This is a genomic window from Paraglaciecola sp. MB-3u-78, assembly GCF_002835935.1.
Lineage (GTDB): Bacteria > Pseudomonadota > Gammaproteobacteria > Enterobacterales > Alteromonadaceae > Paraglaciecola.
Map to the genome: position 1 here is coordinate 297,075 of NZ_PJCF01000001.1, position 14,248 is coordinate 311,322.

The window sequence follows — 14,248 nt, forward strand, 5'->3', positions numbered from 1 at the left end:
AAACTTAATTTGTTAACGGGTTCAGAAAAAGAACTTTTTGTTTTGCTCTGTCACCAATATTGGCATGGAGAGGAAGATACAATTCTCATGATAGGTCAATTAGTAAACGACAATTGCCCTATTGATTTATGGCCGAATGGTAAAGCAGCTGAACAGAATAAAATAAATGGCTCTTTGGAGCCTAAAAGCGGTCAGTCGAGCGTTAAACCTGACGGTGAAGTTTGTGCCAATGCCCACCATTCGGAGTCACTTCAGTTAAACTGATTTTAGCATTACCAATGTAAGCGGACGATCAGTGTTTTCATGTTGTTTAAATTATTGGCATATGAATTTGACGTTATATTTGTTGATCCATCTGGCTCCTTCGAGCGAAAAACGGACATTGGGGATATTGGGTTTTTGATTAACCTACCGCTCTAAAGGGGAAAATAAGTGAGGTACAAACAAAAAGCCAAATGTAATTTATCCGACTGGAAAACTCTTGTTAGGCTTTGTTATTCGTTTTTACCCAAGCCAAATAGTTTACCGATAAAAACAGAAAACCAAACAATAATTACACCCATTATGACAACACCTAAAAAAGGAGCATTGGGGATTTTAAAAGAAAGTAATACCCCCAAAATAATGCCTATTATCCAAACCATTTATTCCACCGTCCAGTCTGCTAAATATGTCACACCGTTATTAGCAAATAATATTTTTTTTACCGCTTGAACATTTGCCGATTTTTCAATAACACCTGAATTTTCGAGTTGCTTTGCATATTCGGCTGTTTCCGAAAAAACATTTATAGGATTAGTCGCGCCAGGATAAATATCAACTTTCTTTTGATAAGCTCGCTCAACTACTTCTTGGCAAAGTTGAGCAACATAGTTTCGTCGTTTTAAAGCTAAATTAATAATTGAGGGCGATTGCTGACTTTGAAAAGGTGACTTTATCATTTTATCTAGCCAATCTGCTTGTCCTGCAATAGCCGAAATAAGGTGATCGTTTGTCATGGGTTTAGGATCATCAAAACCATGAGAAAAAATATTACTAAAAAATCCCACATTATACTCCTTGCTTAGTTGTGACGCATGAAAGCCTAACGCGGCTTAGTTCAACTAACTTATTATGTAGAAGCCTCAGAAACACCCAACGCCGACACATATTTACTTTTAGTAATTTGCCACACAAACGAAGAGTTAAAAAGCTTTTTGTGTACATTTTATACCATGTGATATGAATATTACTGAGACCCCTGAGTAATATTCTCAATTTACCCGATGTATTACAGAAACATATATTTGACTATTGAATAACAGCGTTGTGGTTTAAAGGATTAAATAAAGCGGCTACCGCGAATGACCGTAATTGGCACATTTGTGACGGTCAGCGAATGGCTCCAATGAGCGAATTGCGGTCATACGATTGAATTGAAAGCTACTGACAAGAGATCGCTCATTGCGCTTATAGCGGATTTTGGTTTAATTATCAGATAATTTCCATAGCGGTCATTCATTGTTCAATTACCCTGACTTCATCGATCTTTCGATGGCCGATCCTGAGCTATCCTCACAAATAATAGCTAAAAAATATAAAGATAATGAAATCAACGTCTCTGATCCCTTCGAAGGCTGATTAATAAGATCCGGTGAGCGGAGACGTTCAAGTGCGGTTCTGTGAAAGCATGAGATGGCGGTTCCCTTGGGCTACTCGACTTGTGTGCGCGTTTCAGTTTGCCAACGATACTGAGCGATTTTACAGCTTGCTGCATAAACGGCTGAAGAAGTTAAAACTTGATACTGCGCCGAAAAGACTAGCCTGTTAAGGTTCAGTCGATTCTATCCAAGTCGCAAGCGTCAGTTTGACTTCTTGGGTTTTGCGTTTTATTGGGGAGTTGATGTGAAAGGTAAGCCGAGATTACAGCGGCGAACTGCCAGCAAAAAGCAACACGACAGCCTAAGTGAATTATACCATTTCATTAAGGCTAAACGCTCGCAGAAGCTTGCGATTTGGCTGCCGCAATAGAAACGTAAACTGACAGGGTTTTGAAATCACTTCGGACTACCCGACAACAGCCGCAGTGTGAGAAAGCTGTAAACTATGTGCTGCATAGTCTCTACAAATGGATCAACCTGCGTAGTGGCCTTCGAAGTTACAACTGGAGTAATTTCACGAAGATGCTAGAGTATTTCCAAATACAGAGGTTAAGCGTTAGCAAAAGAGTGATCGATCTTGACTGGGTATTAAAGTGGACGTGATTTACACGGGTGAATATATAACTGAAGAGCCGGATGCGGTAATTCCGCACGTCCGGATCTGTGTGGGGTCGGCTCAGTAATATCCCCTCTACCACGATTGCACGGGAGAAAAATTTGGAGATATTCGATACTGAAGGTGATGGTTCTCAAGATGAAGCCACATTGTGGTCTTTGTCAAATGAATTCCTTGAAGCTGCAATAGTTTTGAAAGATGCTCCCAAGACGAAAGTTAGTTTTAGTGTCGCCACATATTATTTGGTAGGCCATTCTGCGGAGCTATCATTAAAAAGCTACCTGTTTAAGCAAGGATTGGCAGTGAATGACTTAAAAATGATCGGCCATAACTTAAGCAATCTAATTGATAAGGCGATGAATTACGGATTGAGTGATTTTGGTGAAATAAGAGCGCTTTCTGTCATATATAAAAACAAGGGTTTGGAGTATCTCCGACGAATAAAACAATCACTTCCACCAATTGAACATCTTATTAATGAAGTTAAAAAACTACAAAGTCAGGTATTTAATAATATAGTTAGCTTTTGATGGGAAGGGTATTAATTTTGATTTTTAAGGAATGAGCTATGGGTTTTTTTAGCGATCTTATTGATGTTACACCACATCGAACAATTGGCCAAAAGGCTAAAGAATATTGTATTAATTCATTAATGACAGATAATGAAACTAGATTGATCGACAAGTACAACATTGATAAAGAAAAATATATAAAGGTAAGAAATGTCTGCCAAATTTCAATGTTCATTGCAATGTTCCAGTTATTGGAGTCGGAAAATCCAAAGGCTCGATTTGGAATTGCTAACACCCACTTCCAACAACTTTACTGGGATTATTACCATAATTCCGGCGAGCAAACTGGATATGCGATGTGGGACAGTCAATTAGAAGATTTTTGTTTTAACGTAACAGGACAGAACTTTTCTGAATTGAGTTTATTTGAACAAAATGAATTCCGAGAAATAGTTGATAACTACCAAAGCGGAGTTATAGATTTTTTTAAAAAACATAATCGAAAACTTAGTGAACAAATTCAATAAGCTTTGAAATCGCTACTGTTCTAAAGTGGGCATAACCAAGTAATACAGTGGAGGGTTAAAAGTGTTGCTTCGATAGCGACTGCGCAAAGCTTTTAACCGCAACTGATTTCGGCGTTAACAACCGTCCGCTTTTTTTCTTATCCAAAGATTAAATCGAAAGCTCGCTACGACCGCAATGGTACCAAACGAGATCCTCAAAACCAGTTTTATCGAGCCACTGCTATGACCGCTTATGGCACATTTGCGACGCTCAGCGAATGGCTCCAATGAGCGATCTCCGGACGTAGTGCACAAACATACCTTACGGAAAATTGACTGAGATAGCGGTCAGTCAGGTCGCCTGAGCATATAAGCTATTGATGTCATAAGCAGCCGTTGGGCTACACTCATACCATGCTAAATACTAATGCTATTTTCAACCCAGCCTCTCTCGATAAAGCCTACGCATGGTTGTGTAAGCAGCGGGCTAATTTTCCTGCCAATGCCGATATCTGGCATCTGCGTTTTCATTGGCACACTTTACGGCAGGAACTGCTGCAAACACTCAACAGGCAAGATTACACCTTACTGCCGCTCAGCGCGGTAACTAAGGCCGATGGTGAAAGTATTCACTTGTGGTCATCACAAGATGCGCTGGTATTAAAGATGTTAGCCATGGCCTTACCGGAGGCATTAGCATTATCCCCACTTTGTACCCATATCAAAGGCTATGGCGGATTAAAAGCTACCGTCAGTGCTCTGCAAGCAGCCCTGCCTGATTACACTTATGTCATGAAAACCGATGTGAAGGGCTACTATGAGTCCATTGACCATACGATATTGCTTAGGCAGCTTGATAAGGATATTGCTGACCCCTTTATCTGGCGCTTGTTAGTGCAATTTGTGAAACGCAGTGTTGAAAGAGGTGGTACGTTTAAGTCCATACACTGCGGTATATCCAGAGGCTGCCCCTTATCACCGGTTATCGCCGCGTATTACTTAAAGGGACTGGATGAGCAGATGGAAGGTGACTCTCGTTATTTTTATCGCCGTTATATGGATGACGGTGTGCCACGAAGGCGCAAAGAAGGACATTGTCCTTCATGCAGCTATGCTGCATAAAAGATGAGGGTTTGGCCCCTCGAAGCCGCCATGCAGGTGGAGGCTTCAAACCACCGTAAGCTGCGTCGGTAAAGAGCCGGGGTGGTGAGCGTTACGGAAAAGGCAAGGCTCGATCTTGTCAGGTGAGTTTCAAGGAGACGAATGCAAATGAACCATTATTGAAGTGTCGAAAATGTAGGGACGAGTGTCAAAACCGAGGGGTCGTCGTTACCTCGGGATAAGTCTAGCGGAAACCTGATTATTGGCTAGGCGGCCTCCGGCATGAAGATGGCGTGAACTTGAAACAGGCTTTTATGTGGAACGTGGGAACCTGTCGCCCTGATGATAAGGGAGAAACACAAGTGGTAGCCCCATAAGTGTGAGAGTACCGATGCAGGGCACAGGGGCGGAGCGACCCGTAGTAGTGATGAAGCTTTTGTAATGAAAGTGGAGCGAAGGGGAAGCATCGATCAGCTTGAACTAAAGAAAACAACCGGAAACGGGAGGATTGGATTGAAACAAGCAAAGCCGTTTACTATTTCCAAACGACAAGTTTGGGAGGCATACAAACGGGTCAAGGCCAACAAAGGCGCTGCCGGAGTTGATCGCCAGACGATCGAAAAGTTTAATGGGGATTTGAAGAATAATCTTTATAAGCTCTGGAATCGTCTGTCGTCAGGCAGCTACTTTCCATCCGCCGTCATGCGGGTTGAAATACCCAAGGATGATGGACAGATGAGGCCTTTAGGGATCCCTACAGTGACTGACCGCATTGCGCAGATGGTAGCCAAACAATTAATAGAGCCTGAGTTGGAACAGCATTTTCATTCAGACTCTTATGGTTACCGTCCAAAGAAATCGGCACATGATGCAGTGGGGCAAGCACGTAAGCGCTGCTGGAAAAGTGACTGGGTACTGGATCTTGATATCAAAGGCTTTTTCGATAATATCGATCATGAGCTGATGATGAGAGCAGTGCAAAAGCATGTGAAAGAAAAGTGGGTACTATTGTATATAGAGCGGTGGTTAAAAGCCCCGATTGAAATGCAAGACGGCACACTGGAATTTCCGGAGAAAGGAACACCGCAAGGAGGCGTCGTTAGCCCCTTGTTGGCTAACCTTTTTCTCCATTATGCATTCGACCAATGGATGGTTCGGGAATTCCCGAATGTTCCCTTTGAGCGCTATGCTGATGATGCAGTTTGCCATTGCAAGAGCCAGTCTCAAGCGCAGCAATTGAAGCAAAAGCTGGAAGCCAGAATGAAACAAGTGGGTTTAGAGCTTCATCCTAAAAAGACGAAAGTTGTCTATTGTAAAGATGATGACAGGCGAGGGGATTATGCAGAAGTCAGTTTTGATTTTCTGGGTTATACCTTTCGCTCTCGCCGTTCAAAGAATCGGTGGGGGAAACACTTTATTAATTTCACTCCGGCAATCAGCAACAAGGCTGCAAAAGCAATCCGGCACAAATCACGTGATTGGAACTGGCCATTACGAAGCGACAAAGCACTGGAAGATCTTGCCCGAATGTTCAATCCGATCATTCAAGGTTGGATCAACTATTATGGACGTTACTACAAGTCAGCGTTATACCCGACCCTTAAATGCTTAGATCGTCGTCTCATTATGTGGGCGACGCGAAAGTATAAACGTTTACGCAATCATCGAAGACGAGCAGCGCAATGGTTAAATCGTATTGCGCATAAGCAACCTTGGTTGTTTGCTCACTGGCGATTGTTGTACGCGAAGGCTTGATTGATAAGAGCCGGATGAGCGGAGACGTTCACGTCCGGTTCTGTGAGAGCCTGAGGGGGCAGTTCCCTCGGGCTACTCGACTGATCATATTAGCCAAAACCCGCTGGCACTTACGCAAGGCCGTGAGAACAGTCAATCAGCACTTTAATCAATTAAAGGTAGCGCAAGCGCCGGATAAGACCTTTATTGGACGTATTGCCAAGGGTTTCGACTTTTTGGGTTATCGATTTGGCCTGTCAGACTTAGCACTAGCAGAAAAAACGATAACTAACGCGGTAAATAAAGTACGTCAGCTTTATGAGCAAAAGCTAACGGCTCCCAAAAGAGCCGTTGCGCTTGATGACTATATTACCCGCTGGTTACGTTGGGTAAATGCGGGGATAGCTGAAAAGCCAATTAAGATTGTTTCCGATATCGGGAATATGACAAACCCGCTAAACCCAACGATAACAATATAACAGTGCTGGGCGACGGGACCTGAACTGCGACGTGAGTCGCCTGATCTGATACGCCGTAATAATTCAATGTCAATGTTTGGTAAGCCCGTGCCCAGCCTATCCAATCGTTCGTAATTGAAGGGGAGTAACCTATATTCGATATTTTATACTTGCCTCCTAGCGAATTAAAAATATCAATGCGGCCGTGGCTCGTAGTCCCGGTGAATACTAATGTGTTATTCGCGACTCCGTTTTCGTCATGCGCTATAGGCGCGTCCAGACTGCCGCCCCATATCTCGTGCCCAGACATCGCTATAATATCGCCGATGGTATTAAACAGTGTGACCGCATCTGTGTTATTTAACATCCCCGTATTCGCTATCGCATCAACCGCGTCCGTGCTTGCTAATGCTGTCCACGTTAACCCTAGGCCCCCCGTGACAGTGCCGGCCTGCGCTGCATCATAAACGAAACTATTGTATACATTAATATCCTTGGATGTAGCGTCACGTGTGGTGCTCGTAACAAAGAGAACCCTGTACTGGTCGCCGTCGTTGAGGGCAGCTATCGAGTCTATTAGAGTGGCTGATGCAGTACCTGAGATACTCAGTGCACCAACGCTCAGCATCACTGCGTATCTGTACGTTGTTAAAACTATTTTTAAAAATTTAAATTTCATGTGTTATTCCTATTATCCACTTCCAAAATTAAAAGAGGCGATGCTAAAGTGAATCCTCACCTATACAGGCACTAGGCAAAAATTGAGCCGATTTTATAATACCTTTTAATTTCAGTTACTTAACATTCTATGATGTTTTAACTTGTAAATAATTATTTTGTAATTTTGTAAAAAAACTGACAATAATATTTCGAAATGCCGCTATTAATCTCCTAAATATCAGCTTTACAAATACCGTCACATGAAAAAAAAGACATGATATTGAAGGAGGTGGGGGGTGATTAAGTGTTGCACAAAGCTCAGCGCCCTTACCCTATAAGGCAGGCAGCAGAAAGCCTGCAGGCCATCTGGGTAACAATTTTGACATGGATAGGCGATAGCTAATGTGGCCATGCCGTAAGCAGGGACAAACCACTTTACAAAAGTGAGCACCTTCAGTATTCGACATGTGTAAAAAAAAGTGACACATTTTAATAGGTAAGCTGTTGATATGTATATAATATTTACCGGCCTGTTATTTATTCAGTGTTCCGATATTAAATAGCGTTAATCTCATAAAAAAATAATATTCGCTCAGCAAGTAAAAGCCCTTAAACATGCTGGTAAGTCTTTATAAATAACGGCTCAGTTATATTATTTAATCAATATCTCATCCCTATATAAATTATAAACTTGCTCTGCTTACCGATAAAAAACCACTTTATTAGCCAAAGAAATCACCCTTTATTGAGCAGTTAATTAACCGATAATGCCTCTAAAAAACGGAATTGAAATGTGAAAATAAACCTGACACTTCACCGCCCGTATGAATTAATTAATTCTGAATTGAACGGATATTATGGATAAAGTCGACTTAACTTACTTATTTTTGCTCTGCGACTTCGCGCCACTGGGAGAGAAATAAACCTGTTTGTTGTGCTTTATAACATTGAAGTGAGCATGGGTAGCAAACAGAGGCAGGCACATTGTTGAACAAGCGTTAATGATCCGTCCAATGACTGGTCTGGGACAGGACTTGGGGTTAAAAGGCGTTAAACCCTTGGATATTCTCATGCTCGCCATGACGGCATTTATTCACTGTCCGGTATCGAGAAAATTGATAAATGTTGAGGTAAGCCCCTAGCGTCTGGTTACTGTTAATGGGGATCGTTCACTGAATGACTCGGCTACGACCGCTAATGGCACAAAGTTCTCCTTCAGGTTTAACGTTCGACTGTCTGCTATTAGGCTCAAAGGCGACTGTATGGCTTAGTCGAAATCTAATTTAAAGACCGTCGGATTGAGTGAGGACTGATCCACTTAAAAAAACTCATTTACATTCGTTTTATTAATCGGCTGTTTAGAACTAATAAGCATCATCGCTTACACCGCGCCTTTAGTGTTTTTACTAAATATTGTTTTTGATGTGCCAATCAATGAAACAATAACACCTAACTGGACTTGGCATGCTTTTGAGTATGGATTTGCACTTTTGCCTATCATCATTAATAAGAATGAGTTTTATGATTGATGATGATGTTTCTAGATCCTATCACCTGCAAAATCATTCTTTTTAGGGCAGCTTATTCAAAAATAGAAAATTTATAGCCAGTCTAGCAACTGGCTAAATGCTGTTTAAAATAGGTCGCTATTAATTAAAACCCAACAACTGGCGCACTTAGCAGCCGGTATTAAATCAATTTAAAAAAAGAGTCGAATACACCATTTATAGCTTCACGCGCCTTTGAAACGTTAATCTGTGCATAAATTTGTGTATTTTTTATATCGGAATGACCAAGTGTTTTACTAATGATGTTTATATCCACTCCATTTAGGGCTTGCCAGGTGGCAAATGTGCGACGTAAATCATGCTGGCGTATTCTTAAGTTTCTGTCGCTAGAGTAAAGTCCAGCGCGTTTAATCACTTCTTTCCAGACGCTATCACCTCCCATAATATGCCCAGTTGCTGATTTTCTTGACGATGGAAAAACAAAATCACTAGCTCCACTATTTTCTATATACCTTCGATTCAAAATTGATAAAGCTTGTTCTGATAGCGGAAGATAGTAAGTTTGATTTGTCTTAGTTTTTATAGCAGGTACGATCCATAGTGCTTCTTCGAATTGAACCTCACTCCATCGCATACTTTTAACATTAGAAATCCGTGCGCCTGTTAATAATGCTGTCATAAATAAATCGGTAAAGATGGGATGAGCAATTATCTGCAATTCTTTGACTAAACGTTTAGCTTCAGTTTTATTTAAATATCGTGTTCTATTAACCGAAGGCATTTTTTTAAGCGTCAGAGCAGGATTATATTCAAATGGAAAGTCCATTTCATAATCAAGGCAATAATTAAACATAGCCTTGAGTACCGTGACGCATTTATTATGAATTGCGTAGCCCTTTTGATTACCGATACCCTTCAAAATATTAGGTAATCTCTTTTTAGTCAGCTCACTAATATCGTCATTACCCAATATCGGCTTTAAGTGATTGGTATAATTAATTTCAAGGGAATGCCTTCGATTACCTTTTCGCTGCTTAAAACTGAGGTGATTTTTAAAATAAGCATTAAAAGCGTCATCCACCGTATATTTATCTTTATCAAAAGTGGAGGAAAAAACGCTGTTTGTGTTTTTCTTTTCCTGTATGCGGTGAAGATTAATTAGCTCTACCACCCTAGCTTTAGCATCATCTAGTCGGATATATTCCACATCACCAATTTTAATTTGTAACGGTTTTCCGCCGGCCTTGAATCTGGCATAAAACGTTTTTTTACCTCTAGGGGTAACTATCACCTTCAGATTAGAATTTTTTCCATCCGAGTATGCCGTAGTTTTATTTTGAGGTTTCAGGTTAAGAATGCGCTTTTGAGTGAACGCAAATGTTGTACTAATCATATAATTACACCTTTTTTTACACTGTTAGGGGGTGTAAAAAAGGGCATCTAAACCTTTAAAAAATACGCAATAAACGTCCCGCAAGGCTTAAACATGTTAGCTTGCATCGCAGGTGGGGACACCATTCAGTCATATCAGCATATACCCTCGTTAAGCTAAAACCATTCTAGACCAATGAAAACAAGACCTGCAGCCTTTTAATCTGAACACCTCACTTTAACCAAGATGACTCAAAATACCCCAAAATTACTCCCTGTTGTTGCACATGTGTTGCACAGAACATTTGAAAGTATGCTTTAATATCAGTATCTTAATAAAACATAACCGTTTTGGTGTTGCACAGATGGCCGATAATAGATTTAAGTTTACCCTTAGACGTATAGAAAAAATTGAACCATCGGCAAAGCGAGACCGCTATTACGATACAGAAAATGCCGGATTGATCCTGGAAGTACAGCCCTCAGGTAGAAAAGTATTTCGCACATTTAAACGAAACAGTACCAGCGGTAATCTCTATACCGTATCTAAAACACTCGGCCATAAAAGCAACACCACCACCCAAAAAATCTACGCCCTAGCCGCTCAGCTTGGTTTATTGCCGCCTTCAAACACTGAAACGCCCCTTTCAGTGTTGAAAGGGCAAACTCGATTTGCAAGACTTGCAGCCATTGTTCAGCTAGGTTACCACTGCGAATTTCGCTTAATTCGCAAGAACCAATATGAGGAATTAATAAATTTTCGATTTGGAATGTGATGTTCCTCAATGTAGCTGATTTGGTATTAATCTGAGCCTGTCGATATCGTAAATACCAATGAAGCAATTGACCGAGATCATCAAAACGCCTGCCACTGCAGCTTGTGTATTTTTCTGCATTTTTTTGGAGACTAATTTTGTTAGCCGCTCGCCTAGCCTCATCGATAGACATAACCGAATGAGGCCCTATTACTTTACTGGTGGTTATTCCATTTTCAGTCATTTAACAGTGAAACGAGCCCACTAAAGCATTCCGTTTTGAGTAACGAAATAGTAATGTGGGGCAGCGAGTGTCCTTTAGCTGCACCCATTTATTCTGGTGTTTCAATACTTCTTTTTCAGTCAATACCACTCTGATGGTTTGCATACTAATCCACCTTACCCAGCATGGATGTCAGGATACTTTTACTACATCGCAGCGTTATAAACCCCTTGCCATTCGGATTATCTTCCCCTTAGTCAGGGTGACTCCGCTATCTTTTAAGCGGACGGGTTTGCCAGCTTCGCTGGGCAGACATGAAAAAAGCCACCTCAGATGAGATGGCTTTAGCATTAGTCAGTATGAAAAACGTCGGCAACGATGGGTCAAGGCTGGTATTGGAGCATGGATTACTACAGCCGAACTGGTAACGTTCCCACGTGCATACTCATTACCGGCGGTCCCTAGTCCTTAACCTTCGCGTGTGTCTCTCGCAATTTGCCAAGAGACGCCGCACTGCTCGCATAACAATTAATATGGGTGTCAACAATACATCGCTTCTTAAACAACAAATCATTTTACATAATTAATATCTAAATTAACTTAATAAACAAAACATTATTAAAAAACAATTTATAACTATAAAAATAATGGCGGAATATTATTATGTATTACCTGATGGTATGTTGCCTACCGGAACACCGGCTCCTCCATACGTCTCGCCCATCACAGACATTTGCTCATAACATTCGTGTTGTTCCGGTGCCGTCAGTTTCGTTTTTTCACCACCGTCTACGCTATATTGACGGTTGGTTCCATCACTTTTCTCGTAACTTACGTCTTTGCCGTCGTAGGGATTACCGCCTGGAGTTGAAGTGGTTGTAAACGTCACATTATTTTCCCCGTTCGCTGTTTTTGTTACAACTTTATAAGTTGTAACAACCTCTCCTTCCTCTTGTGTTTCGGAGGTTGTGAAAACAAGACTATCGGTGTCGACATCATTGAGTTCAAATTCTGACCAAACAGGGCAAACGGTGTTAACTGAAGCAAATGAGTAACCGTTGTTATCAATTCTAAAACCAGCCAAGCCTTCAGCATTAGTATCGCACGCAACAGGATCGGATGTGCCGTCCAACAATGCACCTATACTGCCAACACTCACCGCACCAGTTGCATAAACATTTCCACAACTCACGTTTGAGGTGGCCGCGCCAAACGCGCCACCTACGAATGCGGTACCTATAAACTCTGTGCCCGCACCCAGCGTGACTGCGGCGCCCACATTCCAGATGATAGTCGCGGTGTCGCCTTCAGGTACGTCAGTTACAAACACAGTGCCAGCGCCAACCGTCAGTGCCTCGCTAAGATTAATCACCCAAACGTGGTCCATGGGATCATCCGAAAAATTATCTGCGCTAAATTCAACAATCGAATTAGCGGCGATACTGACCGCACTGCCCTGATGGACGCCAGGCTCTAAAGATACAAACCCTCCCATAGTCGTATACAAGGATTCTGGAGGATTTGTTGTTGAATTGTTGAGGGTTGATAAAGCGTCCTGTGCTACGCCTATCTGTGCGATGGCTGCTGCCATACTTGTAGCATTATGTATGTCTTCCAGCGCTGTGCTGTCCCTATTGGCATTAGCCCCTAACGCCCCTGGATAAGTAGAAGCACCCGCGCCCAATGTAATGGCTGCGCCAGCGTATACTTGATAAACGTCACCACCCGCGCCTACGGTAATAGCCGCTCCAGCGTGAACGTTTTGGGCATGAGCACTCGCCCCTATACCTGCGGCCGCGCCAGAAAAGATGTTTTTAACGGTAGATAGAGCGCCTGTAGTGACCGCCGCGCCTGCATAGATGTGTTGAGTTTGGGTATTAAGCCCAGCACCGATAGTAACGGCCGCTTGAGCCGCGAGATTGCCGTCTATGACTGAGTCTGCGGCTATACTTATGGCCGCACCCGATATAGCAGCGTGGGATATCAACTGTGGCGAAAAGATTGTAACCGGTCCGCCTGCATCTTCAGCATTAGCTAAACCAGCGACAGACAAAGCCAAAGCGGTTAAGCATGTTTTTAACACTATGTTTTTCATTTATTACTTCCTGTTAATGTAAAGTGAGAACCCCATCATGGGGTGACTGTATTCCTGATGTAACAAGTACGTATTAATCAACGCTCATGATCATAGTGAATGAGCGTTGTTTTCCTGAAGAGGCAACAGCCTTTACCTTCATATTAGATAAAATATATTGATGCTGAGCCTACTGAAGTGACAAGCAATAATCACCCCAGAAATATTTATTCAATATAATACAACGTGTTAGCTGAATTTTAATATTGCCAATATATGGCCGTGTAAAAAATCCTGACTAATCCATTTGGATTAAATTGTCATGTCGATTGCGCGTGCCATCCAAGGGCTCTGCCATCACTTGATTTGCCGTGGTGTGCTAATAATGCAGCGAAAGGGTGGCGTTTGATGGGATGTCAGCAATGATGATGACTGCCCGGTATTTGCTCGGTTGAGTCAGATATCATTTTACTGTTAACGGCTGCAATGAGTGAGCAGTCATACGCTTGAATGAAACCCGACTGACTCCAATTCGCCCATGGCCAGTCGCTATCCTCGACAATATGTTTCGTTGATGATTGAAATCAGAGATCGAACTGACAGGCGGCCATGTGCCAGAATTTGTCTTAGATAGCTTCAGGGCGTTTAGTGGTCATACTCTGGTCAAGTTGGCCTAATATTAGCAATTCATAAATGCTTTTGACCATTCAATCAATTGTTTTTAACTTGGCATAAGAAGAGGTAATTTGCGTTAACGGATCAGTGGATTTGAGCGACGCCTTTTTAAAAGTTATCTCGAAGCGAATTGCGGTTAGTTTAACATTGCCTTCAAAAATTTGTAGACCGTTACCCATAGTCTCTGAATCAGAATGAATTTCTGTCGTTTGACCAACTGGTATTTGCATTTCTGCACTCCCCAAATAGCGAGTTATATTTTTTTAGTCTCGATTTCAATTTTATCTGCGGTGATTGAGAACTGTTTAATGCAAAATATTCTGTAACTATTCAGCCTCATGAAAATATATTTTGACGATCCCAGCGATCGTATTGACTGATCCCGCTAGGATGTCAGACTTGCCTTAATATCACT

At 41.9% G+C, this 14,248-nt stretch carries 14 protein-coding genes; 7 read left to right on the forward strand and 7 right to left on the reverse strand.

The window, feature by feature from the left end; translation table 11 throughout:
• Positions 1–87: 87 nt before the first annotated feature.
• On the forward strand, positions 88–264 hold the full coding sequence (locus CXF95_RS29400; RefSeq protein WP_157828030.1) for a hypothetical protein: 177 nt from the start codon (positions 88–90) through the stop codon (positions 262–264).
• A gap of 230 nt (positions 265–494) precedes the next feature.
• On the opposite strand, the gene CXF95_RS29405 is transcribed toward CXF95_RS29400, so the two are convergent.
• Together CXF95_RS29405 and CXF95_RS01370 are read right to left on the reverse strand one after the other, a co-directional pair.
• A complete protein-coding gene (locus CXF95_RS29405; RefSeq protein WP_157828031.1) occupies positions 495–644 on the reverse strand; it encodes a hypothetical protein in 150 nt (49 codons plus the stop codon).
• Positions 645–1,049 carry a hypothetical protein gene (locus tag CXF95_RS01370; RefSeq protein WP_101197033.1) on the reverse strand — a complete coding sequence of 135 codons (405 nt, stop codon included), beginning with the start codon at positions 1,047–1,049 and terminating at the stop codon, positions 645–647.
• Positions 1,050–2,357: 1,308 nt separating this feature from the next.
• Between CXF95_RS01370 and CXF95_RS01380 the strand changes: the two genes are divergently transcribed.
• The 5 genes from CXF95_RS01380 to CXF95_RS29865 all read left to right on the forward strand — a co-directional run bounded on the left by CXF95_RS01380 (position 2,358) and on the right by CXF95_RS29865 (position 6,588).
• Positions 2,358–2,786, forward strand: coding sequence for a hypothetical protein (locus CXF95_RS01380; RefSeq protein ID WP_101197034.1), 429 nt, complete (start codon positions 2,358–2,360; stop codon positions 2,784–2,786).
• A 38-nt stretch (positions 2,787–2,824) separates the two neighbouring features.
• Positions 2,825–3,295, forward strand: a complete 471-nt coding sequence (locus tag CXF95_RS01385; protein WP_101197035.1) for a hypothetical protein — start codon at positions 2,825–2,827, stop codon at positions 3,293–3,295.
• Positions 3,296–3,688: 393 nt separating this feature from the next.
• Positions 3,689–4,396, forward strand: coding sequence for a reverse transcriptase domain-containing protein (locus CXF95_RS01390; RefSeq protein WP_101197036.1), 708 nt, complete (start codon positions 3,689–3,691; stop codon positions 4,394–4,396).
• A gap of 492 nt (positions 4,397–4,888) precedes the next feature.
• Positions 4,889–6,130, forward strand: coding sequence for a group II intron reverse transcriptase/maturase (gene ltrA, locus CXF95_RS01395; RefSeq protein ID WP_232787564.1), 1,242 nt, complete (start codon positions 4,889–4,891; stop codon positions 6,128–6,130).
• A 14-nt stretch (positions 6,131–6,144) separates the two neighbouring features.
• Positions 6,145–6,588, forward strand: a complete 444-nt coding sequence (locus CXF95_RS29865; protein WP_198556461.1) for a hypothetical protein — start codon at positions 6,145–6,147, stop codon at positions 6,586–6,588.
• On the opposite strand, the gene CXF95_RS01405 is transcribed toward CXF95_RS29865, so the two are convergent.
• A complete protein-coding gene (locus CXF95_RS01405; protein WP_101197037.1) occupies positions 6,527–7,246 on the reverse strand; it encodes a hypothetical protein in 720 nt (239 codons plus the stop codon). The two genes, CXF95_RS29865 and CXF95_RS01405, sit on opposite strands and share 62 nt — an antisense overlap.
• Before the next feature lie 1,670 nt (positions 7,247–8,916).
• Positions 8,917–10,128: a tyrosine-type recombinase/integrase gene (locus CXF95_RS01410; RefSeq protein WP_101197038.1), complete on the reverse strand. Its 1,212-nt coding sequence runs from the start codon at positions 10,126–10,128 to the stop codon at positions 8,917–8,919.
• Between the two features lie 343 nt (positions 10,129–10,471).
• Between CXF95_RS01410 and CXF95_RS30235 the strand changes: the two genes are divergently transcribed.
• The gene (locus tag CXF95_RS30235) at positions 10,472–10,882 is read left to right on the forward strand and encodes an integrase family protein (RefSeq protein ID WP_232787566.1); all 411 of its coding nucleotides are present in this window, start codon (positions 10,472–10,474) and stop codon (positions 10,880–10,882) included.
• A gap of 223 nt (positions 10,883–11,105) precedes the next feature.
• Here CXF95_RS30235 and CXF95_RS29410 read toward each other — a convergent pair whose 3' ends face one another.
• From CXF95_RS29410 to CXF95_RS01430, 3 genes are all read right to left on the reverse strand, one after another.
• Positions 11,106–11,249 carry a hypothetical protein gene (locus CXF95_RS29410; protein ID WP_157828033.1) on the reverse strand — a complete coding sequence of 48 codons (144 nt, stop codon included), beginning with the start codon at positions 11,247–11,249 and terminating at the stop codon, positions 11,106–11,108.
• 496 nt (positions 11,250–11,745) lie between these two features.
• A complete protein-coding gene (locus tag CXF95_RS01425) occupies positions 11,746–13,179 on the reverse strand; it encodes an ice-binding family protein (protein ID WP_101197040.1) in 1,434 nt (477 codons plus the stop codon).
• Positions 13,180–13,865: 686 nt separating this feature from the next.
• On the reverse strand, positions 13,866–14,063 hold the full coding sequence (locus CXF95_RS01430; protein WP_101197041.1) for a hypothetical protein: 198 nt from the start codon (positions 14,061–14,063) through the stop codon (positions 13,866–13,868).
• Between the last annotated feature and the right edge of the window lie 185 nt (positions 14,064–14,248).